This is a genomic window from Mesobacillus boroniphilus JCM 21738, assembly GCF_000517385.1.
Taxonomy (GTDB): domain Bacteria; phylum Bacillota; class Bacilli; order Bacillales; family Cytobacillaceae; genus Mesobacillus; species Mesobacillus boroniphilus.
On sequence record NZ_BAUW01000050.1, the window covers coordinates 1 to 23,073 of the forward strand.

The 23,073-nt window shown below is 44.9% G+C and carries 25 protein-coding genes and 3 pseudogenes; 26 read left to right on the plus strand and 2 right to left on the minus strand.

What is annotated here, in order from left to right:
* Positions 1 to 242 precede the first annotated feature (242 nt).
* From JCM21738_RS13645 to spoIID, 4 genes are all read left to right on the plus strand, one after another.
* Positions 243 to 479, plus strand: a complete 237-nt coding sequence (locus tag JCM21738_RS13645) for a DUF1146 family protein (protein ID WP_023613597.1) — start codon at positions 243 to 245, stop codon at positions 477 to 479.
* A gap of 410 nt (positions 480 to 889) precedes the next feature.
* Positions 890 to 1,453, plus strand: coding sequence for a YwmB family TATA-box binding protein (locus tag JCM21738_RS13650; protein ID WP_243463023.1), 564 nt, complete (start codon positions 890 to 892; stop codon positions 1,451 to 1,453).
* Between the two features lie 32 nt (positions 1,454 to 1,485).
* Entirely contained in the window at positions 1,486 to 2,793 is a 1,308-nt protein-coding gene (murA, locus tag JCM21738_RS13655; RefSeq protein WP_023613599.1) for a UDP-N-acetylglucosamine 1-carboxyvinyltransferase, read from the plus strand.
* Between the two features lie 247 nt (positions 2,794 to 3,040).
* Positions 3,041 to 4,069: a stage II sporulation protein D gene (spoIID, locus tag JCM21738_RS13660; RefSeq protein WP_023613600.1), complete on the plus strand. Its 1,029-nt coding sequence runs from the start codon at positions 3,041 to 3,043 to the stop codon at positions 4,067 to 4,069.
* Between the two features lie 970 nt (positions 4,070 to 5,039).
* On the opposite strand, the gene JCM21738_RS13665 is transcribed toward spoIID, so the two are convergent.
* Positions 5,040 to 5,441 carry a nuclease-related domain-containing protein gene (locus tag JCM21738_RS13665; protein ID WP_035209511.1) on the minus strand — a complete coding sequence of 134 codons (402 nt, stop codon included), beginning with the start codon at positions 5,439 to 5,441 and terminating at the stop codon, positions 5,040 to 5,042.
* Positions 5,442 to 5,754: 313 nt separating this feature from the next.
* On the minus strand, positions 5,755 to 6,192 hold the full coding sequence (locus tag JCM21738_RS13670) for a VanZ family protein (protein WP_023613602.1): 438 nt from the start codon (positions 6,190 to 6,192) through the stop codon (positions 5,755 to 5,757).
* A gap of 191 nt (positions 6,193 to 6,383) precedes the next feature.
* Between JCM21738_RS13670 and spoIIQ the strand changes: the two genes are divergently transcribed.
* The 22 genes and pseudogenes from spoIIQ to JCM21738_RS25970 all read left to right on the plus strand — a co-directional run bounded on the left by spoIIQ (position 6,384) and on the right by JCM21738_RS25970 (position 23,061).
* Positions 6,384 to 7,301: a stage II sporulation protein SpoIIQ gene (spoIIQ, locus tag JCM21738_RS13675; RefSeq protein WP_023613603.1), complete on the plus strand. Its 918-nt coding sequence runs from the start codon at positions 6,384 to 6,386 to the stop codon at positions 7,299 to 7,301.
* A gap of 126 nt (positions 7,302 to 7,427) precedes the next feature.
* A complete protein-coding gene (locus JCM21738_RS26775; protein WP_256360200.1) occupies positions 7,428 to 8,072 on the plus strand; it encodes an NTF2-like N-terminal transpeptidase domain-containing protein in 645 nt (214 codons plus the stop codon).
* A 14-nt stretch (positions 8,073 to 8,086) separates the two neighbouring features.
* Positions 8,087 to 9,426, plus strand: a pseudogene (locus JCM21738_RS13680) (penicillin-binding transpeptidase domain-containing protein).
* A 506-nt stretch (positions 9,427 to 9,932) separates the two neighbouring features.
* Positions 9,933 to 10,226, plus strand: a complete 294-nt coding sequence (locus JCM21738_RS13685) for a hypothetical protein (protein WP_035209512.1) — start codon at positions 9,933 to 9,935, stop codon at positions 10,224 to 10,226.
* Between the two features lie 99 nt (positions 10,227 to 10,325).
* Positions 10,326 to 11,342 (plus strand): CpaE/TadZ family protein, encoded by a 1,017-nt coding sequence (locus JCM21738_RS13690; RefSeq protein ID WP_243463024.1) that lies wholly within the window; start codon positions 10,326 to 10,328, stop codon positions 11,340 to 11,342.
* Positions 11,343 to 11,354: 12 nt separating this feature from the next.
* A pseudogene (locus tag JCM21738_RS13695) lies at positions 11,355 to 12,706 on the plus strand (TadA family conjugal transfer-associated ATPase).
* A complete protein-coding gene (locus tag JCM21738_RS25945; protein ID WP_243463025.1) occupies positions 12,703 to 12,930 on the plus strand; it encodes a hypothetical protein in 228 nt (75 codons plus the stop codon). The pseudogene JCM21738_RS13695 and the gene JCM21738_RS25945 overlap by 4 nt, the downstream one beginning before the upstream one ends.
* Positions 12,927 to 13,628, plus strand: a complete 702-nt coding sequence (locus JCM21738_RS13700) for a type II secretion system F family protein (RefSeq protein ID WP_243463026.1) — start codon at positions 12,927 to 12,929, stop codon at positions 13,626 to 13,628. Before JCM21738_RS25945 ends, JCM21738_RS13700 begins: the two co-directional genes overlap by 4 nt.
* 4 nt (positions 13,629 to 13,632) lie before the next feature.
* On the plus strand, positions 13,633 to 13,974 hold the full coding sequence (locus JCM21738_RS25950; RefSeq protein WP_243463027.1) for a hypothetical protein: 342 nt from the start codon (positions 13,633 to 13,635) through the stop codon (positions 13,972 to 13,974).
* Positions 13,975 to 13,994: 20 nt separating this feature from the next.
* The gene (locus JCM21738_RS25955; RefSeq protein ID WP_243463028.1) at positions 13,995 to 14,564 is read left to right on the plus strand and encodes a type II secretion system F family protein; all 570 of its coding nucleotides are present in this window, start codon (positions 13,995 to 13,997) and stop codon (positions 14,562 to 14,564) included.
* Positions 14,565 to 14,599: 35 nt separating this feature from the next.
* A complete protein-coding gene (locus JCM21738_RS13710; protein WP_023613610.1) occupies positions 14,600 to 14,806 on the plus strand; it encodes a hypothetical protein in 207 nt (68 codons plus the stop codon).
* Positions 14,807 to 14,844: 38 nt separating this feature from the next.
* On the plus strand, positions 14,845 to 15,270 hold the full coding sequence (locus JCM21738_RS13715) for a hypothetical protein (protein WP_023613611.1): 426 nt from the start codon (positions 14,845 to 14,847) through the stop codon (positions 15,268 to 15,270).
* Entirely contained in the window at positions 15,257 to 15,718 is a 462-nt protein-coding gene (locus JCM21738_RS13720; protein ID WP_023613612.1) for a DUF4234 domain-containing protein, read from the plus strand. The genes JCM21738_RS13715 and JCM21738_RS13720 overlap by 14 nt, the downstream gene beginning before the upstream one ends.
* Positions 15,719 to 15,741: 23 nt before the next feature.
* Positions 15,742 to 16,137: a hypothetical protein gene (locus tag JCM21738_RS13725; RefSeq protein ID WP_023613613.1), complete on the plus strand. Its 396-nt coding sequence runs from the start codon at positions 15,742 to 15,744 to the stop codon at positions 16,135 to 16,137.
* Positions 16,134 to 16,802, plus strand: coding sequence for a hypothetical protein (locus JCM21738_RS13730; protein ID WP_023613614.1), 669 nt, complete (start codon positions 16,134 to 16,136; stop codon positions 16,800 to 16,802). The genes JCM21738_RS13725 and JCM21738_RS13730 overlap by 4 nt, the downstream gene beginning before the upstream one ends.
* Positions 16,803 to 16,901: 99 nt before the next feature.
* Entirely contained in the window at positions 16,902 to 18,506 is a 1,605-nt protein-coding gene (ggt, locus tag JCM21738_RS13735; RefSeq protein WP_023613615.1) for a gamma-glutamyltransferase, read from the plus strand.
* 325 nt (positions 18,507 to 18,831) lie between these two features.
* Positions 18,832 to 19,014 carry a hypothetical protein gene (locus JCM21738_RS13740; protein ID WP_023613616.1) on the plus strand — a complete coding sequence of 61 codons (183 nt, stop codon included), beginning with the start codon at positions 18,832 to 18,834 and terminating at the stop codon, positions 19,012 to 19,014.
* A gap of 167 nt (positions 19,015 to 19,181) precedes the next feature.
* Positions 19,182 to 19,484 carry a DUF4212 domain-containing protein gene (locus JCM21738_RS13745; RefSeq protein ID WP_023613617.1) on the plus strand — a complete coding sequence of 101 codons (303 nt, stop codon included), beginning with the start codon at positions 19,182 to 19,184 and terminating at the stop codon, positions 19,482 to 19,484.
* A gap of 44 nt (positions 19,485 to 19,528) precedes the next feature.
* Positions 19,529 to 21,196 (plus strand): annotated as a pseudogene (locus JCM21738_RS13750) (sodium:solute symporter family protein).
* Entirely contained in the window at positions 21,177 to 21,512 is a 336-nt protein-coding gene (locus tag JCM21738_RS25960) for a cyclic nucleotide-binding domain-containing protein (RefSeq protein WP_243463029.1), read from the plus strand. The pseudogene JCM21738_RS13750 and the gene JCM21738_RS25960 overlap by 20 nt, the downstream one beginning before the upstream one ends.
* Positions 21,513 to 21,610: 98 nt before the next feature.
* Positions 21,611 to 21,892, plus strand: a complete 282-nt coding sequence (locus JCM21738_RS25965) for a CBS domain-containing protein (RefSeq protein ID WP_243463030.1) — start codon at positions 21,611 to 21,613, stop codon at positions 21,890 to 21,892.
* Between the two features lie 2 nt (positions 21,893 to 21,894).
* Positions 21,895 to 23,061, plus strand: a complete 1,167-nt coding sequence (locus JCM21738_RS25970) for a DUF294 nucleotidyltransferase-like domain-containing protein (protein ID WP_243463031.1) — start codon at positions 21,895 to 21,897, stop codon at positions 23,059 to 23,061.
* The last annotated feature ends 12 nt before the right edge of the window (positions 23,062 to 23,073 follow it).

Here is a 23,073-nt window from a genome sequence, read left to right on the forward strand (position 1 = left end):
CGCTAGTGGGAAATTATAAAATATTTTCAATGTGGATAACTATCCAGGTTTTCTTAATCCAGCTCCAGCGCTTGTCGGGGCTGAACGAGGCGCTTGCGCTTTTTGTTCCTTCACATGGGTTTTTCAATAGAGAGGAAAACGGGAATGACGATCAGGTGAAACTTTCGGGATTCTGATACGTCTAAGTAACAGGTAATCATCACGTTTATGTTAAAATAAACATGATTAGGGGGGGCCTTTTTATGATAACAGGTTTTGGCGGCTTTGCGCTGACCAGCATTCTAACACATCTTGTTTTTATCGCGATTTCATGGTGGGCTCTGCAAGCACTCCATTTTGATAAGCTGCTTCGGGCAAACCATGTTCTTCAAGCCCGAGTTTTATATATTCTAGCTTCCATCGCACTGGGAGCCACAGTAAGTAATTTCTTCCTTGATTACCTCCAATGGTCACAGCAGCTTCCGATGATTTTTCAGTAACAACTTTTAATATAGCTGCTGTTACTTCTAAACAAATTGGTAAAAAATTAGGTCTTCATACATGTTTCCAAAACGCGAAAACTTGAGTATCATTGTTTTTGTGATTGTTTTTTAGGTATGCATGTTTGGGTTTTCACAAACAATGAACACCCGGCAAAGTTGGTACATAGAATAATGTCAAAAAGTGACGAGAATTCCCAAGTATGCGATTTGCTCTCCTGGTAAGAATGGTAATAAGGGGAGAGTGAAAGACATATGAAGAAGATTCCATTTATTTTATCAATTTTTGGCATTATTGGTTTTATTGTGCTTCAAGCTGGGAATAAGACGACTGTAGCTGACGCTGATCATGAAATAAAACTCTGGCCTCCGTTTTGCAGGACGAAAATATTTTAATCACTGGTTGGTCTGTGTATGCAAGGGAAACTCTGGAAGAAGAAAATGTCGACAAACTGGTAAGTGACTTGAAGGCCCAGCTTCCAAATTGGACATGGGAAAGCAGCCATGGTGAAATTACAGCTATTTCAAAGTCTACAGAACTTCAGGAAAAAATTAGAATTGTTTCTACGGACACAAACGGGCCGATACATACGTATGTGATGTATGAGGTCAGAGGTCAGCAATGGAATAAAAATACAGAAATTTTTTTAAACAAAAATTTACCAGGCAGATTATTTGACATTTTTCGAGGGAATGCCACAACTTTCTCTTGTATTGAAGGCGAAATCAATGATAAGATAAAAACGGCTTTACCTGTTTTTAAAACTAAATTGCTAAAGGCTTTTGAAGCCGAGGAAGTCGAAGGATTGGAAGAAGACACATTTATTTCCACATCCGCTGTTTCGCCTTTGTTCGACCAATCCTTAAGCAATAGCCATGAGATGAATATGCAGCTTGGATTACGGAAAACTGATCGATTGGGCGCAAAGACTACCCTCGTAGTTGGCACACCCATCATAACGATTGAATATTAATATAGAGAAATTGGACGCGGAGGGGAATACACTTGGAAAAAATCATCGTCCGCGGCGGACAAAGGCTAAGCGGTTCTGTAAAGGTTGAAGGAGCTAAGAATGCCGTCTTGCCTGTTATCGCTGCAACATTATTAGCAAGTGACGGAAAAAGCGTAATTCGTGATGTGCCAACTCTCTCCGATGTATATACCATCAACGAAGTATTACGTTCTTTAAACGCCGTAGTGGAGTTTGAAAATAACACAATTACAGTAGATGCATCCAGAGAGTTAAAAATAGAAGCACCTTTTGAGTATGTTCGTAAAATGCGTGCTTCTGTATTAGTAATGGGATCCCTGCTTGTCAGGAATGGCCGTGCTCGCGTAGCATTGCCAGGCGGCTGCGCAATCGGTTCCCGTCCTATCGACCAGCACCTTAAAGGCTTTGAAGCAATGGGTGCGACTGTCAAGGTAGGCAACGGTTTTATCGAAGCTGAAGCAGTCAATGGTTTGCACGGAGCTAAAATATACCTTGATTTCCCTAGCGTAGGTGCTACGGAAAACATTATGATGGCGGCTGTTCTTGCAAAAGGAACAACAGTCATCGAAAACGTTGCAAAAGAACCAGAAATCGTCGACCTTGCAAATTTCCTGAACAAAATGGGAGCGAAGGTAAAAGGCGCTGGTACTGGCACAATCAAGGTTGAAGGTGTTGAAGTACTATTTGGTGCTGACCACAACATCATTCCTGACCGGATCGAAGCAGGAACCTTCATGGTTGCGTCTGCCATCACTGGCGGAAACGTCCTTATAAAAGGCGCTGTTCCAGAACATCTTTCTTCATTGGTAGCCAAGATGGAAGAAATGGGCGTTACCGTCATTGAAGAAGAAGAAGGTCTTCGTGTCATCGGACCTGAAAAATTGAAGGCAGTCGACATCAAGACGATGCCCCACCCTGGTTTCCCGACAGATATGCAATCACAGATGATGGCATTGCTATTGCGTGCTCAGGGCACTAGCATGATCACGGAAACTGTTTTCGAAAACCGCTTCATGCACGTGGAAGAATTCCGCCGCATGAACGCAAACATCAAAATCGATGGCCGCTCTGTCATCATCAACGGACCATCCGACCTTCAGGGAGCGGAAGTAGCAGCTACAGATCTTCGTGCTGCAGCATCACTGATCCTGACTGGTCTTGTAGCTGATGGAATGACTCGCGTAACAGAGCTTCATCACCTGGACCGCGGTTATGTGAATTTCCATGAAAAGCTTGCAGCACTTGGCGCAGATATCGAACGCGTCAGCGAAGTAGAAGAGCAGCCAGCAGCTGATAAATTAGTCTCAGACATGAACGCATAAATATAACTACTCAATGAACCGGAGAATTGTGCTTTAACGTATAGTTCTGCGGTTTTTTGATTTTAAGAGGGCGGATTGAGCCCGTAAATTTTGTCCAATTTCGTGAATTAGTTTTGCCTGACTTATTATGAGACTTTCGACAGAACAATATGCATTTTCGATTTCTGTCATAAAGGCCTGTCCGCCTCCATATGAATGAAATAAGACGGTTTTCGACCGGATTAATTTCATAATGGAGGCTTTTTCTATGTTAAAATTCAAACCATTCATCGTACTAGCTGCTATCCTATTCGCTGTCACACTCCTGATTCCATCCTTGCTTGTCCTCCCTTTTATGGAAGAAAAGGCAGGCGGAAAACTGGGGGAAGAGCTGCAAAGCGAGGCAAAGGATGCTGACGAGTTCCCTACAGCAGATTCGGCTGTTGAGGTAGCCGTTTACCGGACAGCGCTGTCCAAAACAGAGAAGCTTCCGCTTGATGAATACTTGATCGGCGTTGTTGCTGCTGAAATGCCCGCTGAGTTCGAGCTGGAGGCATTGAAGGCACAGGCGCTGTCGGCAAGGACCTATTATGTAAGACAAATGCTTAATCCTAATAAAGTAGGCGTTCCTGAAGGAGCCCAACTGAATGATACAGAAATCCACCAGGTATTTAAAAATAAAGAAGAATTGAAAAAGCAGTGGGGCGTCGATTATAAATGGAAAATGAAGAAGATAGCAGAGGCAGTCAAAGCAACGGATGGCCAGGTGCTCACATTTGACGGAGCGCCGATCGATGCGACCTTCTTCTCGACATCCAATGGCTTCACTGAAAACTCAGAGGAATACTGGTCAAACACGCTGCCGTACTTGCGCAGTGTAGAGAGTCCGTGGGATCTTGAGTCTCCGAAGTTCCGCAACCAGACAGTGATGACTGTAGCAGATGTGGAGTCGAAGCTCGGTGTCAAACTGCCGAACTCTCCGGAGATTGGCAAAGTCATCTCCAGGACGACAGGCAACCGGGTCGCTAAAGTTGATATCGGAGGCAAGGTCCTGTCCGGAAAAGAAGTGCGTGATAAACTCGGCCTGCGCTCAAGCGACTTCACCTGGGAGCTAAAAGGCGGCAACGTCGTCATCACCACCGAAGGCTTCGGCCACGGCGTCGGCATGAGCCAATACGGAGCAAACGGCATGGCCACCGAAGGAAAGACCTACCAGGACATCGTCAAGCACTACTACAAAGGCGTTGAGATCAGCGAGGCTGATAGCATGCTGACGAAGGTTACTGCGAAGAAATAAAATCGGGTTGCGGACGATGCAGGATTGAAACGAATAATTACGAGGCCAGGGCAAACAGCGCCCTGGCTTTTTAACTGGATAAGAAAGCATAAATTTATCCACTTAGATTAGTGTCTAGCTCCAGCGCCTAGCCCATCGAGACGTTTGTCTAGCTGCGGCTCCTAACTCCTCGAGACGTTTCGGTCCTGCCAATGAAGTCAAAGAATGACTTCACTGTCAGGCCCTCCAACGCTTGTCGGAGTTGGGCAGTCGCCTCCGCTTTTCGATTTCGGTCCGCCCGGTGAAGTCAAAGAGCGACTTCACCGGGCGGCCCTCCAACGCTTGTCGGGGCTGAACAAGGCGCTTGCGCATTTCTTACGCGATTGGATTGGGCTTCGATAACTTTTACTTTTTCGCGGGTTGGAAGAATGTCTCGATGTCAGGTGGCATGTGGTAGATACGGCTTTTGTTGGTGCCAGTGTGGGGGAGGTTCAAAGATATTAAAAGGTCTTTGATAGTCTTGGAGGATATACCGGGACAAAACTCTCTGCACATCTGATTTTTAATAGTAGGACTAATTAGGAGGAAAAATTCTTTTACAGTTTTATGATGGGCTGTTTTGGATTTATGTTCACACACAGGACAATGCCAAAACCATCTTTCCCGGTTCAAACATATGATAAACAAGAGGGACATTGAACACCTTTTTGAAGGTCGTCTGGAGTGAGGGAATATTGTTTCAGAATGTCAGGATGGTGTGGAGAATGATTCTTTAGAAGTGACTTGGATAACTTTCTAACTTCTTTATCAGTAAAACTTGGGTTTGAAATGGTTTCATCGAACTGAAGAACGCGACTTAATAATACATCCCCTTTTACTATTAAGTTATTCAGGGACCGGTCACTTACCTTGATAATAGTAGAAGAATTGCTGATTGCAACAAGATGGTATATGGGTGGGACACTGAATTTATGGATCTGCAGCCATCTTTTCATATGCCAGGCTTGCATTCGAACCTGGTTAATGGGATTATCGTATGATTTTCTTGACCATCCTTTGTTTGAATCATTTGTTCGGAATGTTTGTCGAAGAAAAGAGTTCCGGAATAGGCTTTCGTTTCAATAAGAAGGATATGACGAAGAGTTAAAATGAGGGTATCAATCTGGAAATGCCATTTTTCATCTTGAAGGCGTAAATCTCGAAAGATGTGATAACCTTTTTCAGGTAAAAAGCTTAGTCGGTAATCTGTTTGCAGCTCACCTTTGTATCCCGCACGCCAAGCTTTGTAATCTTGTTCAATTAAAGGGCTTTTTGGGTGGTTTGGTATGATTCTTTCCATTAAAGCTTCATACATGAGAAGACGGATGGGATATGTCCTTTCTTTTTCAATCAAACTGGCCACTTCCTTATTAGTTTTTATATGAATTCTTTTTTTACTAGAAAAATACCTGCTGATATAAGGGTTATAATATGAAATTTTTATGTAAGATTTACCATTTTTTATTATATCAACGGTTGTAGCAAATAAATGAACAGTTGTAGGAGTTTTATCGACGGTTGAGGGGTTTTTATCAACGGTTAGCCTTGTTTTATCAACGGTTGAAGCAATGAGCGCCCCAAGTCTCTACTAATAAAAAAACCAGCCCCCATAACAAGGCCAGCCCCTTAAAAACCGTAACTAATAACTATCTTAAAAACAAATCCAGCTATAATACCCGAATTCTCTCTTCAATCCCGCGCAAAACCCTCCCAAGCCGCGGGAACTTTCCGCTGAAGTATGCATGGTGGATGAAGTGTGAGACCGCTAAAACCCCAATTACGTCTTTTATAAAATCAATCAGGGTTGCCGACCGGTACGGGACGAAGCTTTGATGGATCTCGTCCAGCAGTCCGTACAGAATTGCCACGCCAATGAAGGCAAAGCTCATCAACGGTGTGAAGCGCCCGGTCGTCAACGCTGCCACGACGAGCAGCACATACAGAATCCCGAACTCAACGAGATGCAGCGATTCTTTTATAAAACGATCGACACCTTGATTTGGCAGCTCGACCAAAGCATCTGCAGGATTGCTGGACATGATCCAGATTGCTGCCATATATGCGAGCGGAAGAATGCGTAAAAACCATACTAATAACTTTTTCATGGTGATACCTCACTTTATAGTAGTAACCCGAACAGGGTAAATTGTGTAAACTGATCTATCCCAAAACAGACCCCAAAAAACTTTTTTGCATAAAATCCTAATCTTTGTCGAAAAATAAGCAGTAAAAAATTTTTCAACTCTATGTATATATTTTTTCGCTTCTGTTCAAACTGATTGCTGAGGTGATGAAAATGAGAGAGGAAGAAAAAAGATCTTCTCAAGACAAAAGCAAGAACAGCTTTTTCAAGAAGCGGTGGGTGTATCCAACAGTTTATATTGCTAGTGCCGCAATCATTCTAACTGGTGTCCTATGGTATCAAAACAGCGGAACCGATAAACTGGATCAGTCCGAGTACAAAGCGACTGACATGCCTGGCAAAAAGATCAATGATCAGCCAGCAGTTGAAGTTAACCGCGCGATGGAGAACTTTGTAATGCCAGTGGGGAATGAAGACGATGCTGTCATCCAAATGCAATTCTATGACAATGACGGCGACGCGGCTGAGCAAGAAGCAGCTCTAGTGTTCTATGATAATACGTACCATCCGAACACTGGGTTAGACATTGCTTCAAAAGATGGCAAGGAATTTGATGTAATCGCATCACTAAGCGGTACTGTCACGAATGTCATGGAAGATGCAGTGCTTGGAAATGTCATTGAAGTCGAGCATGACAAAGGTATTGTAACACAATATCAGTCAGTTAAAGACTACCAAGTCAAGGTTGGCGACGAGGTTGAGCAAGGACAAGTCATTGCGAAGTCCGGAACAAGCCTGATCAATGAAAAGGCTGGCAACCATGTACACTTTGAAATCCGCAAGGACAATGTACCGGTCAATCCGCATGAGTTCTTCAATAAGCCTCTAAGCGCATTGCAGGATGCAAATGTGACAGAAGAGAAAGCTTCTTCTGATGCAGATGCAGGCAAATCTGAGGATGCTGCCGAAGAAGATGTGGAAGGAAGCTCAGAGGAAGACGCTGAAGGCACAACTCCAGCGGAAGACAAGCCTGCTGAAGGCGGCTCTGATAAAAAAGACGAAGATAAGGACGCAGGAGAAGATAAAGACAAAGACTCTTCAACTGACTCTGATACTTCAACAAACTCTTAATAAAAAATAAAATTTTGGAACCTGCCTTGCTATAAAGGCGGGTTTTTTTATTGGATTAATAAGAAATACTCCAAACTTATCTAATTGGCAATTCTATGGTAAAATCAGACAGGAGGAGGGATACATATGAAACGGGCACTATTTATACTCTTGTCGGTCATCATCGCAGCACTTATTTCCGGCTGCAGCAAAGAACCGACTCCCGAAGAACGATTTTCCCAGTACGTAAAGCTTTGGAATGACCAGAAGTTTGATGAGATGTATGGATTTTTATCAGCCAAAGCGAAAGAGTCGATAAGCAAGGAGGATTTCGTCTCTCGCTATAATAAAATTTACAAGGATTTAGAGATCGACCAGTTAAAGGTTAGCTATAAACAGCCTGAGGAAGAGCAGGAACATGAAGAGAACGCGGAACTTCCTTTTTCGGCAAAAATGAATAGCGCTGCTGGCCCGATAGAATTCGGCCAAAATGCTACTCTTGTAAAAGAAGAACGTGAAAAAGAAACAAATTGGTATGTCGATTGGAATACGGCGTATATCTTCCCAGATCTTGAAACAGGAGATAAAATCAGCTTCAAAAATGTCCAGGCAGAACGCGGCAGCATCCTTGACCGTGCAGGTAATGGGCTCGCGATCAATGGGACAGCTGTCCAGGTCGGAGTAGTGCCTGGGAAGTTGGGCGAGCCAAAAGAGCAGACAATTGCAAAGCTCGCGGAACTGCTCGACATGTCAGAGGAGCAAATCAATAAGGCGATGAATGCAGGTGGGTAAAACCGGATCTGTTCGTGCCGCTGAAAAAAGTTTCGAAAACGGATAAAGCTCTCCATGAAAAATTGTTTGCGCTCGATGGAGTAACCAGTCAGATGGTAGGGGCAAGGGAGTATCCTTACGGGGAAGCGCTGTCCCATTTACTGGGCTATATTGGGCCGGTAACTGCCGACGATCTAAAAAAACTTGAGGGCAAAGGGTACACAAGCACTGATATCATTGGCCGCCGCGGTTTGGAGCAGGTGCTCGAGGAACAATTAAAAGGAACAAACGGAGTCAGAATTTCGATTGTGAAAGAGGACGGAACCGTCAAAACGCTTGCTGAAAAGCAGGTGGAAAACGGAAAGGATGTCCAGCTGACCATTGATGTTGTCGCACAGCAACAGTTATACGACCAGCTAAAAGGAAAAGCAGGTACGGCATCGGCAATTAATCCGACAACTGGTGAGACGCTGGCATTGGTTAGTGCACCAGGGTTTGACCCGAATGAAATGACGCTCGGAATCTCGCAAAACAAACGCAAAATTCTAGAAGAGGACCCATTAAAACCATTTCTTAATAGATTCAAGCTAACCTATGTTCCTGGTTCGGTAATTAAGCCAATCACAGCGGCAATCGGCTTGAGAGTGATAAGTTGAAGCTTGATACAGCATTTGAAATCAACGAAAAGCAGTGGCAGAAGGATGCATCATGGGGCAAGTACAAAGTCACCAGATATTCTGATGTAAAAGGAAGCATCAACCTTGAAAAAGCGCTGATCTATTCAGATAACATTTACTTCGCGCGGGCAGCGCTCGGAATGGGCCAGGATACTTTTACAGAAGGATTGAAGAAATTCGGCTTTGAAGATCAGCCGGAATATCTCTATCCAATCGAGCCGTCACAAATCGGCAAGATTGACAGCGAAATCAGACTGGCGGACTCAGCTTATGGTCAGGGGCAGGTTGAAATGAATATCCTCCATCTCGCAACCACTTATTCACCATTTGTAAACGAAGGCAACCTTATTAAACCGATTTTGAATACGGAAGATGAGCAGGGACAGGTGTGGAAGGAAGGCGTGGTCAGCCCCGAAAATGCAGCGGCTTTAAGTAACATGCTGACAAAGGTCATCACCGATCCAAAAGGAACCGCCCACAATGGCCTGATCGCCAACTATCCATTATCTGGTAAAACTGGCACAGCGGAAATCAAAGAGAAGCAGGGCGAAAAGGGCAAGGAGCTAGGATGGTTCGTCGCCTATAACCCGCAATCCACCGACATGATCGTCGCGATGATGATCGAGGATTCCGGTTCAAAAGACGTCGTGACCAGAGTGAAGGAATTTTATGAACTAAGACTGCAGAGTGGAATGTAGGAAAGTCCGGCCGGAACAGGCCGGGCTTTTTTAGTGTGAAAGTCCCGTTTAAATAAATGCTCAAGCGGACATATACGCTTCCTGTCAAATTTTTATGAGGGTTTTAGATAAAAATTGGGGGAGGAGTCCTATAAAGAGATATTTTGGAAAAATGAGTAAAAGTGCCTATTTTTTATAATAATTCAATATTCTACGAGGTATAAAAAACGCTCCCAATATAGTTTTTTTTACCTAAAAACAATCCATAAATTAGTTTGAATTAAAGATAAACCCTGTATAATCATGCTGTAAAATAGGAAAAAAATACCATTCCTTAATTTGGTAAATATTTGACTAAAATGTGAACGGGTGATAGTAAATATAGAGGAGATATTTTAATCTCTTAGGTTTATTAACTTATATAATTGAGAAAAGAAGAACAAAAATTTCCATATATTTCTTAGGGAATAAAAATTAACCATTAGGGAATCAATGCAGAATGTTAGAGTCAAAGAGAAGAGCGAATATTGAAAGCCAATGTCGGAACGGGAGAATCTGTGATGACCTCCAAACCGACCGAACAAACACCAGCTGAATCGACTGATCAACCAGCTGATTCGGCTGGTGGAGACACACAGAAAAATACACCTGCTGATTCGAAACAGCAGCCAGCCGATAAAACGGATCCTAATAAGGCGGACACCAGCAAGCAAAAAGATGGAACGCTTGATTTTAATAGATTAACAGTGAATACAGTCAGAATAAAAGAGGGTATGAGGGGTGCCGATGGAAACGAATCTGAAAATATTATTAGTCAGTGATGATGAGGTTATCCATAACCAAATTTTAAATGGGCTTTCGGGAGGTTATCCAATCCAGCTGATTGCACGAGGGAGGTTGTCCGGGAAATCAACCGTGATGTGCAGGACATTGTTGTTTTTGTCCAGGCGGATGGTGATATTGAGGTTGAAAGCATTCAATATATCAAATCAGTCAGCCCGTCCACGCTTGTCATTTTCATTGCCCGGGAATCAGATTTTGCCCAGTTGAGGAATATCACCAAGGCGGGAGCATCGGAGTTTTTTGTCTATCCGGAAGAGCATGGATTGTTCGTAAGCCGGTTTCCGTCCATTTATCAAAACTATGAACTGCAAAAATTGAAGCAGGATAATTCGATTTCTTCTTTTACAGGAGGAAGGGGAAAGATCCTCACAATATTCAGCGGTAATGGCGGAAGCGGCAAATCGAATCTGGCCGCAGCTCTTGCTCAGACTATTAAGCTTGATTCGACTGCGGAAGTCATATTAATCGATTTGAACCTGCAATTTGGCGGGATTGAAACGCTTTTGTCAATCCAGTCAAATAGGTCGATTGCCGACTTGACACCTGTTATCAATGAGTTGAATGAAAGCCATATCCGGAATGTATCGCAAAAGCTAGAATCCTCTAAGCTTGAAGTGCTGATCAGTCCGTGTGACGCGGAAACAGCGGAGACGATCACAGAGGAGTTCGTTGCAAAATTGTTGAGAACATGCAGAAGAAGCTTCGACTTCGTCATTATAGACCTTCCAGCTTATATGAATAGCAATGTTGTGACGGCGCTTGAGGAATCAGACAAAATTTACTATGTTCTTACTCCGGACACTCCAGGGCTTAAAGTACTTAAACAGTTTGAGGAGCTTGTCGTAAGACTTGGTATGGAGCTGCCGTCCAGGACAGAGATTGTCCTCAATAAAATGGCCAAGGAAAACGAGATACAGGAAAAGGATTTAAAGGACTTCCTTCGTTTTCCGGTAGCAGCTACAGTCAGGCTTGATATCAAAGGTCTGCAGCCTTTTATCAATAAAGGGGAGCCTGTAAGAAAGGCACCAAAGGAAAAACGACTGGTTCCATTTGCGAAAGATGTAAGAAAATTGGCGGTTTCTGTTTTGAAATAGGGGGTTGCATAAATGGCATCATTATTTGAAAAGCGAAAAGAGAAAACCGCAGTCTCTTCAAAACTTAATTCCTATCAATATGAAAACCATCTAGTCGATGAACTGGTCGAACATTATAAAGCAAGACTGTTGAGGGACACGAATCTGGAGGCTCTGACCAAGCTGTCGCAAGGTGAAATGAGGCTCCGAATTGAGCAGCTTGTTTCGCAGTTCATGTCTGAAGAGAAAGTGATCATCTCGCGTCATGATAAGGAAATCCTGATCACAAGGATTCTAGATGAGTCAGTTGGCTTTGGGCCGCTTGAGCCATTAATTAATGATCCTTCTATTACGGAGATTCTGATCAATGGTTATGGGGAGGTCTACGTTGAACGGCTTGGGAAACTCCAGCTTTCTGAGATTAAATTCAGGGATGATGACCATGTTCGCCATATCGTGGACCGTATCGTGGCACCGATTGGCCGGCGGATTGACGAAAGCTCTCCGATGGTTGATGCCAGATTGCCAGACGGAAGCCGTGTTAATGCGGTGATTTCGCCGATTAGCTTGAATGGCACACTGGTCTCGATCAGAAAGTTCAGGAAAGAGCCATTTACGATGGCAGACTTAATGAATTTCCATACTCTTAACTCAGCCATGTCACAATTTCTTGAAGGCATCGTCAAAGCAAAAATGAACACCTTGATTTCCGGAGGAACTGGCAGCGGTAAAACTTCTGTCCTAAATGTGTTGGCTGCTTCGATTCCTTTTGAAGAGCGGGTGATCACGATTGAGGATTCAGCAGAATTGCGACTGAACCGTCCGAATGTCGTCGGCATGGAAGCCAGACCGGCAAACGTCGAGGGCAGCGGTGAGGTAACTATCCGCCAGCTTGTGAAAAACTCACTTAGGATGAGGCCGGACAGGATCATTGTCGGTGAAGTCCGAAGCGGGGAAGCATTCGATATGCTTCAGGCTATGAATACTGGACATGCAGGGTCGCTGACAACGGTCCATGCCAACTCACCGGATGATGCATTGCGGCGTGTTGAAGCAATGGTCGTAATGGCAGGCATGGACTTGCCGAGCCATATCGTCCGCGAGTATATCGTCGGAGCACTTGATATCATTGTCCAGGCGGCAAGATTGACGGACGGTTCAAGGAAAATCGTCTCCATCTCTGAGGTAGTAACGAAAGCGGATGGCTCATTTGAAGTAAGAGAAATCTTTAAATTCAAACGGACGGGGATTGGTCCCGATGGGAGATCATCGGACACTTTACCCCTACAGGCTATGTCCCGGAATGCCTTGAGAGATTGAAGGTATTTGGAATTGAGATCCCTGTGAATGCTTTTATGCCGGTATATGAGGAGATGGGACAATGACAGAATTTATAGTTGCGACAGCAGCAGCCATGGCCTTCATTATCGCAATTTACTACATACTTGACTACCGGAAGGAAAAGCGGGAGTGGAGGAAAAGGGCGAACGAGTTTTACCATGACGGAGCGAAGCGAAAAAGCGTTCTTGTCCTATTGGGAGATCGCTATGACAGGACAGAAGCAGCACAGCCTCTTTTTGAGAAGCTGAGGGCAGCAACATACCGTTGACCCCATCAGAATATATCGGGGCTCAGATTGTTGCATTCATGGGGCTCGTCATCATACTGCAAAATTTCTTCAGCATTCAGTTCCCGACCAACCTGATTGCTGCAGCCATCCTGCTTGAAGGCGGGAAAAGGTTATTATTTTTGCTCAGGAAAAATAAGATGAAACAGCGGATGGTCGAGCAGCTTCCGGAAATATGCCGTACCCTGGCAAACGCCACACGTTCCGGAATGACGTTGACGCAGGGCATCAACATGGTTGCCCAGGAATCCGCGGAACCTGCCAGGAGTGAGTTCCGGAGACTGGCCCAGGAAATCTCACTTGGCATAGATTTCAATACTGCATTAAAGGCAGTGGAAAAACGCCTGGAAAGCAGGGAGTTCCAATTGTTCGTCGCGACACTATTGATCCAGAAAAAGGCCGGAGGAAATCTTTACTCCGTCCTTGAAGAGATGGGACAGACGCTTGAGGACCGAAAGATACTCTTGCAGGAAATCAAGACAATGACAGCGGAACAAAGATATGTTTCCTATATGGTGCCAGTCTTGCCGATTTTTCTCGTGCTGATGATGAACAATGTCATAGACGGTTTTATAGACCCGTTGTTTTCCGGAGTCGGCATCATCCTACTATTGTTCTTTTTAGGCGGAACTGTCCTCACGTTTATCCTTGTTAGAAAGGTAACCAATATAAGGGTGTAATCAAATGGATGGATTAATTGTCATTATTATTTGCTTGTCGCTGGCGTTTTTGGCAGTGTCGTTGAGAAGCTATTATAACTATCTTTTATCGAAGGAAGACCTAAAGAAGGAAATTCATGAGAAAACCTTTATTTACGATGCCTTTGAAAAAAAGACCACCAGAAAAGAGAAGTATTTATCAAAAATGTTCGAATTCGCCGATGACTTCTCTTCCATTGGCCAAAGGGTCAACTTTTTCAGTGAGGACCATGAGGTAAAAAAGCTGCTGATGCACGCCGGATATCCTTACGGTTTAACCGTTGAGAGATTCCAGGGATTAAAAATGTTCATGATGTTGTCGGGCTGATCATTGGAGGCATTGCGCTGGTGCTCCAGTTGCCAATGTCGCAAATCGCGGTCATCCTTTATCCGGTTGGAGGGTACTTCGCGGTTGTGATGTGGCTGAAAAGAAAGGCAAAAGTACGCCAGGAAGAGCTGAGCTTCCAGCTGCCGGATTTCCTGGATACGATGAGCGTCACCCTCCAGGCTGGAGTCGGTCTTGACCAGGCTTTGAGGGATATCGTTCCTTACTTTGAGGGGCCAATTAAGGATGAATTCGGCCGTTTCATACAGGAAACCGATGTAGGAGTGCCAAGAGCAGATGCCTATAATACATTGCTTATCCGGAATGACAGCCGCGAATTTCAAGCGCTCATTAGATCACTGATCCAGGGAGAAAGACTTGGGGTGCCAATCTCGAGGACTTTTAAAAATCAGGCCGAAGAGATGCGGAAAATCAAAAAGGAAAAGATCAAGGAGCAGGCAGCAAAAGCCTCGCCAAAGGTCACCTTGATAACCACTTTCCTGGTTATGCCATCAGCTCTGATTCTGATCGGGGGCTTGATGGTCATCAATTTATTCAGCGGCAACTCAAATCTATTTGATTTATTTAAATAAAAACTAAAAAACAATTAAAAAGGAGAGGTTTTACTATGAAAAACTTCATGATCAAAGCCTGGACAAAGATGATGGTGCCTGTGAGGAACGAAAGAGGAGCACAGTCTTTGGAATGGCTAGGGCTTGCGGCATTGCTGATCCTTGTATTGGGGATTGTTTCTCAGGCGGTAAGTACGAGTTCTTCAAGCATCGGTGACATTATCACGAATATCCTTAAAAAGATTTCAGCAATGGTTGGATAAAGAACATAGAAATAATAGCAATCTAAGGTGGGAAAAGAATGAAAGCGATCAAACACTTCCTGGTTCTATTTATTGGTCTTGCTATTTTCGTTTCAGGCTGCAGCCAGGAAGCTGAGAAAAGCCAAGAGCCTGCAGACAAAGGTAAAGCTAAAACAGCAGAAACCAAACCTGCTGATGATGAAAAGGCGAAAGAGGATCAGGAGAAAAAAGAACCTGAGGAAGATGTGGTTGTCAATCCTTTACCAACGACTTATTCAGAACTTGAGGCTTTACATCAGGGGCCATATCATGACTTAGTTTGGGCTGGATCCCTTTATTTATTAGAAGGGTTTGAAAATAATAATCTAGTATATATTTCGATTCGTGTATTGATCAATGCATTGTTCCTACCGCTAATATATATTTATCTAACGATTAAATACAGACAGGATTTAGGTGAGGGCGTTGACAATGAATACAAATGAAATCGGGTTTAAAAAAAGGAATGTCGGACTTACCGTGTTATTAACAATTGTAACAATGGGGATATATCTTGGTTATTGGTTTTTGAAAGAACGAAAAACTTTAAAGTCAATTGATTCCCAAAATAGAATTCCTTTTATGCTATGGTGGACCGCAACCATATTTCTATTTATCTCCTTTTTCTACAATCTTATCGGTTCGGCTTTTTTAACACCATATGGAAAAGCGGTCTTTAATTCAATCGATATTATTTTTACGTTCTATTATCTTGGCTTACTGTATTATTCAGTGTTTAGGATCAAGGACTTAATAGAGGAGCTTTATAGCGAAGAAATATTCAAACCATGGCTACTTGTCTTATTTAATGTTTGGTACCTACAATATAAAATTAATAGGATCAATGAAGCGCCAGAGATCTTGAGCGGAACCAAGCTGCCAGTTGCTGACTAAAATCAAAAACCGAGGTGTCTCCAATGTCAGGAAAAAACAAACTCAATAATGAAAAGGGTGCGATTACCTTTGAGTTCCTTGGGATTCTGCCGTTCTTCTTTATGTTCTTCCTGCTGCTCTGGCAGGTGGTCGCCTCTGGATATGCCGTTTTTACGGCGAAGACGGCAGTGAATAATGCAGCCAAAACGTTTGCGGCAACAAATAATATTAATGAAGCGGAGCAGGTAGCGATTCAAACGATCGGCACCAGTTCTGTTATTTCTTATAAGGATATGCAGGTCATCTTCCTTGATAGCCAGGGGAAGTTCGAGTTGAAATTGTTTGCTGATCATCAGCTGGTTTTTGTCCCTTCAAATTGGAAAAGCAAGACTTCCCTGGCGTTTGACCATGAGGCGATAGGCAAGGTGCTTGTGCCATGAAGTATGTACGTAATGAAAGAGGAAATGCCGTCTTTTTCATGGTCTGGCTGCTTGGGGTAGTTGCGATCATATTCCTGATTGTCCTCAACCTTGCCAAGGTTTTTATTGTGAAGGAACATGCAAACCTTTCTGTAGAGCAGGCTGCGCTTGCCGGTACGGCTGCGATTATTGAAAGGACAAAGGAAGCAGTAAGCCAGTTTGACAGCGGCCCTGAATCGGTGGCCCAGAGAGTATTGGACGGCGGGAAAAGTATCGGGGAAATGATAGAAGAAAAGGAAGCAGACTACATAGCCAGTGGAGCTTCAAAGTCAGATGCCTATATAAAAGCTGCGAACGAAATATTGCCTCCAAGACTTCAGATTCATCCTCTATTGAAAATTTCCTTCAGGAACAGGCTCGGCAATGACAGCAGTGATTTATATGGGATTGCGTCAGCTGCAATTCAGGAGATCATTGCCGCAAACGAGGCGAATATAGAAGACACAGAAATTTTGGTCGACGAGGATGACTGGCGACTTGAAGTGAAATCCACAGCCACCTTCCAATCAATCTCAGATAATAAATACATCCAAAATATATTAGCCGATATTCCCCAGCGAGGCTATGGTCCGAGCTTGGCATACCTGGAGTCTGTATACTCTGGAGGACATCCAATATTTCCGTAGAAATCCCTTTCCTAACCGAGAGGGATATTTTTTATTTCGAATTTTCAGCTATTTTGCTATAATATTTCGTAAGACGAAAATATATTGGGGGAATCTATAATGTCTTTGCATACATATCCTTATCCTTCCCAGCGCATGGCAACGGTTGCACGCAATGGTATGGTTGCTACATCTCAGCCGCTTGCTGCACAGGCGGGACTTGATATTTTAAAAAAGGGCGGCAATGCGATTGATGCAGCGATTGCGACGGCGGCATGTCTTACGGTTGTTGAGCCGACTTCTAACGGGATTGGCGGTGACGCATTTGCGCTTGTCTGGGTAAAAGATAAGCTGTATGGCTTGAATGCGAGCGGTCCTGCTCCGCAATCGATTTCTATTGAGAAGGTGAAGGAGCTTGGCCGTGAAAAAGTGCCATCGCATGGCTGGATTCCGGTTACGGTTCCGGGCGCGCCGTCAGCATGGGCAGAGCTGTCGAAAAAATTCGGGCGCATGCCGCTTACTGAGGTACTGCAGCCAGCGATCGACTATGCGCGCAACGGGTACCCACTTACTCCTATTCTCGCAAAATATTGGAAGGGTGCTTACAATGCTTACAAGACTCGCTTCCAGGGCGAGGAGTACAAGGAGTGGTTCCGCGTCTTCGCCCCTGATGGCAAGGTACCTGAGGCAGGCGAGATGTGGAAATCGGAGGATCATGCGAACACGCTCAAGGAAATCGCCGAAACGAATGGGGAGAGCTTTTACAGAGGCGCTCTGGCTGATAGAATCGCGGAAGCTTCTGAAAAAGCGGGTGCTTTCCTGAAGAAGTCCGATCTGGAAAACTATTATCCTGAATGGGTTGAGCCAATTTCTGTTTCCTATCGCGGCCATGAAATCTGGGAAATCCCGCCGAATGGTCAGGGAATCGTTGCATTGATGGCATTGAATATTTTAAAAGGTTACGAGTTTACTCACCGTGATGACGTGAACGGTGTCCACTTGCAGCTTGAAGCGATGAAGCAGGCGTTCACGGATGGGAAGGAATATGTGACGGACCCTAAGACAATGCAGGCGAAGGTAGCGGATCTTCTATCTGAGAAGTACGGTGAGGATGCCAGAGCTAAAATCAACAATGAAGCAAGAATGCCGGAACCTGGCCAGCTCCCAAAGGGCGGAACGGTTTATCTGTCGACTGCGGATGGAGAAGGCAATATGGTATCCTTCATCCAGAGCAATTACATGGGCTTCGGCTCAGGTGTTGTTGTTCCCGGCACAGGAATTGGCCTGCAAAACCGCGGGCATGACTTCTCGCTTGACCCTAACCATGCGAACGCGCTGGCTCCGGGGAAGAAGACATACCATACGATCATTCCAGGCTTCATCACAAAGGATGGCCAGGCAGTCGGTCCATTCGGCGTGATGGGCGGCTATATGCAGCCACAGGGGCATGTTCAGGTGGCGATGAATATGATTGACTTTGGCTTGAATCCTCAAGCGGCGCTTGACGCACCGCGCTGGCAGTGGATCAGCGGCAAGCAAATCGAAGTCGAGCACACCTTCCCGAATCATATCGTCAAGGAGCTCGCCGCGCGAGGACATCAGATGAAGGTAGCATATGATGGCGGAAGCTTCGGGCGCGGCCAGGTCATCGTCCGCAATCCGGAAACCGGCGTGCTGACCGGCGGAACGGAAATGAGGACCGACGGCGCCATTGCATGCTGGTAAATTATATTCTAATGAAGGAACACTCAAAGGCGAGTGTTCCTTTTACTATTCTGTAAAATCATTACAAACAGAGCAATTCCATGGAAACAAGCTAAAAAATTTCGACAAACTGCCTTGCCTTAGATCGCGTCAAATCCTTACTGTGACTAACGCATTTCCCACGTTCGGAAAAATATCGACATAGAAAGCGATTACATTTTTTAAAAATAACGTATTGACCAGCCTGGACATTATATGGATAATTAAATTAAATTTTCTAAAGATTTAGTCTAATAAATAATTATTCATATATATGCGAAATAATTTTTACACAGGAGGAATCAACGTGATCATTCTAATCGGCCTGCTGGTGATTACCGGCATAAGCCTTTTCCTTGGCTTAAAGAAAAATAAACTAATTTTCCTGGCAGTCCCATTCCTGAGCATATTTCTCTACTTCCTCATCCAGATCATCATGGTTCCGGCTCCATTTTTTGAAACGATAAAATTTATCTTCAGCTTGAGTTAATCCATCGTTGTTCTCTTACAAAATAGGTATCAACCTTGCCTGGCGCAAGGTTCATATAATTCAAATCCATAAACAAAGGAGTGGAGAAAGCTTTCTATAGATAGGCTGTGTCTGTCATTCATGGAGGATTATACAAAGGGGATTAGCAAAACCAAAGGGGTGTAAATGTGAAGAAAATTGATAAGTCAGTTGCTGACGCGTATTTCCGTGAAAAGACCCGTAACATGATCATTTATTTCATCATCTGGTTTCTCGTTTCGTTCGGCGCGGTAATGATTGCCGAACCACTGAGCGAGATTTCTATCGGCGGTTTCCCGTTCCACTATTTCATGGGAGCGCAGGGTGCGGTAGTAACGTTCATCATTCTGCTGTTTGTCAACGCCAAACTTAGCGATGGCATCGACAGGAAGTATGGGATCGATGAGGAGAAGAACGTCAAGCTGAGTGAAGGAAAGAGCCTGGATCACTAAATCACGGCGAAAGAAAAAAGAGCGTTTGAATAAGGGGGAGAACTTTGGATACACAATTCTTGGTCTCATTATCTATTATTTTAGCTACATTTGGTTTGTATATCGGGATTGCGATTTACAATACTGCAAAGCAAACGTCTGATTTCTACGTAGCCAGCCGCGGCGTTCCGCCAATTTTTAACGGGATGGCGATCGGCGCTGACTGGATGAGTGCCGCGTCCTTTATCGGGATGGCCGGTACCATCATGCTGCTCGGCTATGACGGCCTTGCGTATATCATGGCTGGACAGGCGGATATTTGCTGCTGACCTTCCTGCTTGCGCCTCAGCTCAGGAAGTATGGCCGCTACACGGTTCCTGAATTTATTGGTGACCGATACAACAGCCATACGGCGCGCGTCATTGCCGCGATTTCAACGATCATCATCAGCTTTACCTATTCGATCGGTCAGCTTTCCGGTTCCGGTGTGGTTATCGGGCGACTGTTCGAGATCGATGCGAAACTCGGCACGATGATCGGTGTGGTCCTGATCGCGACATATGCTGCTTTCGGCGGTATGAAAGGGATTACATGGACGCAGGTTGCGCAGTATATCATTTTGATCATTGCGTATTTAATTCCGGTAATTTTCATGTCTCTCCAGGTTACAAGCAGTGCGCTTCCATGGCTTTCCTACGGTGAGCTCGTTGGAAAAATGGGTGAGCTCGATCGTGAGCTCGGTATCTCGGAATACTTCGCGCCATTTACGAACGGCACGAAATGGCAATTCCTTGCCCTTATGTTTACATTGATGGCTGGTACGGCAGGACTTCCGCACGTAATCGTCCGCTTCTATACAGTTTCAACGATGAAGGCTGCTCGCTGGTCTGGCGCCTGGCACTTCTTTTCATCGGTTTGCTTTACCTGTCAGCGCCTGCTTATGCAGCGTTCTCACGCTTCATCCTGATGACAAAGGTTGCCGGCAGCAAAATCAGCGAGCTACCTGCCTGGACGAAAACATGGTCGATACAGGAAAGCTTCAAGTTGCCGACGGAAATGGCGACGGAGTCCTTCAGTGGAGTGAATTGATCATCTCAAACGATATCGTTGTTATGGCGACACCTGAGATTGCCAATCTTGGCGTATTCGTCATCGGCCTCGTAGCGGCAGGCGCTATGGCCGCGGCTCTTTCAACTGCCGGCGGCTTGATGATCGCGATTTCTTCCGCGTTTGCGCACGATATATACTACCGTGTCATGAAGCCAAACGCTACGGAAAAAACTCGCCTGAATGTGGCGCGTATTTCAATTGTTGTCGCTACATTGTTTGCAGGCCTGATCGCCCTTAATCCTCCGGGAGCAATCACGCAGATTGTTGCCTGGGCCTTCGCGCTTGCCAGCGGAACGTTCTTCCCAGCTCTTATCCTTGGTGTATGGTGGAAGCGTTCGAATTCACAAGGTGTCATCGCAGGTATGCTCATCGGTCTTGCTGTGACATTGGGTTACATTTTCGCAGCAAAGTACGGAGGTTTCACGATTCTTGGCATCATCGATACCGGTGCTGGCGTATTCGGAGCAACAGCTGCCATCCTTGCAAACGTCATTGTATCCCTTGCGACTCCGGCTCCATCGCAAAAAATTCAGGAGGAAGTCCTCGACCTTCGCTATCCTGAACAGATGTCTTATAAGAATGGTGAAGTTTGGATGAATGATGATGGATCAAAATCTGTATAAGGAAATCTGGAAGGCTGTGCAGTTCCATCCCCTGTTCCAGGGGGTGGAAGAACGCACAGCCCTTTCCCTTGTCGAGGAATGCGTAGCTATTACCTATGGAAAAAGAGAAATGATGCTCCAGGCGGACACATCACGCCAAGGGCTTTTACTGATTTTACAGGGAATCGCTGAGGTATTCGTGAAAAATGCCGCCGGTCAGGAAGAAGTTCTTGAGTGCATTCAAAAAGGTGAGATTGTAGCTTCTCCAGTCTTGCTGATTTTCTCGGATTTACGAGTGCCGATAAACCTCATGCCAATGTCGAGGTCAGGTCTGTAGACAAAGTCCAGGCACTGCTGATACCTTTTTCCGTCCTGGCAAAAAGATGGGATGATCAGGATGTCCATGATTACCTGCTGACCCAGGTTTCAATCAGGTTGAAGGATGTTTATGGATCCCTTGCTGAGCAGGTGAAAATGGCGAAGGGTATTGGCGAGGGAAAGACGATTTTAGCGAGGGTACAGGATTTGATGTCGGAAAACATAGCTTCCGTTTCTCCAGAAACAAGCATCAAGGAAACTGCGCAGATGATGGCCGATTCGAAGACAAGCTCGGTGCTTGTCGTTGAACAGCAAGAGTTAAAAGGAATCATCACCGAACGGGACATCGTCGGCAGGGTCGTGGCGGGGGGATATCGTATGACGAGCCATCAAGGCTAGTGATGACGGAGAATCCAGTGACAATCTCCAGGTTCGCTTACTATTACGATGCCTTATCGGAAATTCTGCTGAACGGTATCAAGCATCTACCTGTGGTCGATGATGGCAAAATTTCCGGGGTTATTACACTGACCGATTTGCTTCGAAAAAAGAACGACAGTGTGATGAGGACAATAAAGAAGATTGAAGAGGCCGATGAAACGAGCCTTCCTGAGATCAAGGCAGCAATCTATGAAATTACCGAAACGCTTGTGCGTGACCGTATTCCTGCTCTAGTGTTGCTTGATATCATTACAAAGCTATACGACCGATTAATAGGCAGAGCGGTCGAACTATCTCTTATGGCTCTCCGCAAGAAAGGGCTAGAACCACCTGCTCCATTTGCGTTTTATTTAATGGGTTCTGCCGGCCGCGGGGAACAATTCATGCTGACAGATCAGGATCATTTCCTAGTGTATGGGGAAACGAGTGAGCATGGTTACTTTGAAAAATTCGGGGCGGAGATTACTGCAAAACTGGAGGCAGCCGGCTACGCTCGCTGCAAGGGCTTGATGATGTCGAGTGAGGAGCAGTGGAGGGGGACAGTGCTGCAGTGGCAGGATCGCGTCAGGAAGTGGATGCTGCAGTCCACGAATGATAACCTGCTGCGGGCGCATAACTTTTTCTCCTACCGGTTCGCGGCTGGGAGCGAAGCGCTAGACAAGGAGTTAGAAGCAAAGATCACCGAGCTGCTTGACCGCTCAAAAATTTTCCTATATCGGATGGTCCAAACCGAAAAGGAACAAGAAATTCCGACATTGGATGAACCGATACGCGCACTGTTCAAGCTCGGAAGGAAAAGCATTGATATGAAAAAAGAAATCTTGTTTCCATTCCACCACAGCCTGCAAATCCTATCGCTCTATTACGGAGGCATCCCCGGAACACCACTGGAGAAAATTGCTGGTTTAAAAGAAAAGGGTATCTTTAACGAAGGATTCACAGAAGACCTTAAAGAAGCCTTCAGCCACATGCTCGACCTTTATATCAGACAAAGGTGGGGCAATAAAGGCGGCAGCTCCGTCCTATCATTTGCCACCATGTCAACCAGACAAAAGGACGAACTCATCCTGAGCCTGCGAACACTCCGTGAACTCCAGGGAATGGTATTTGCTAGATTCTCGGTGTAATAACGTTTTAAA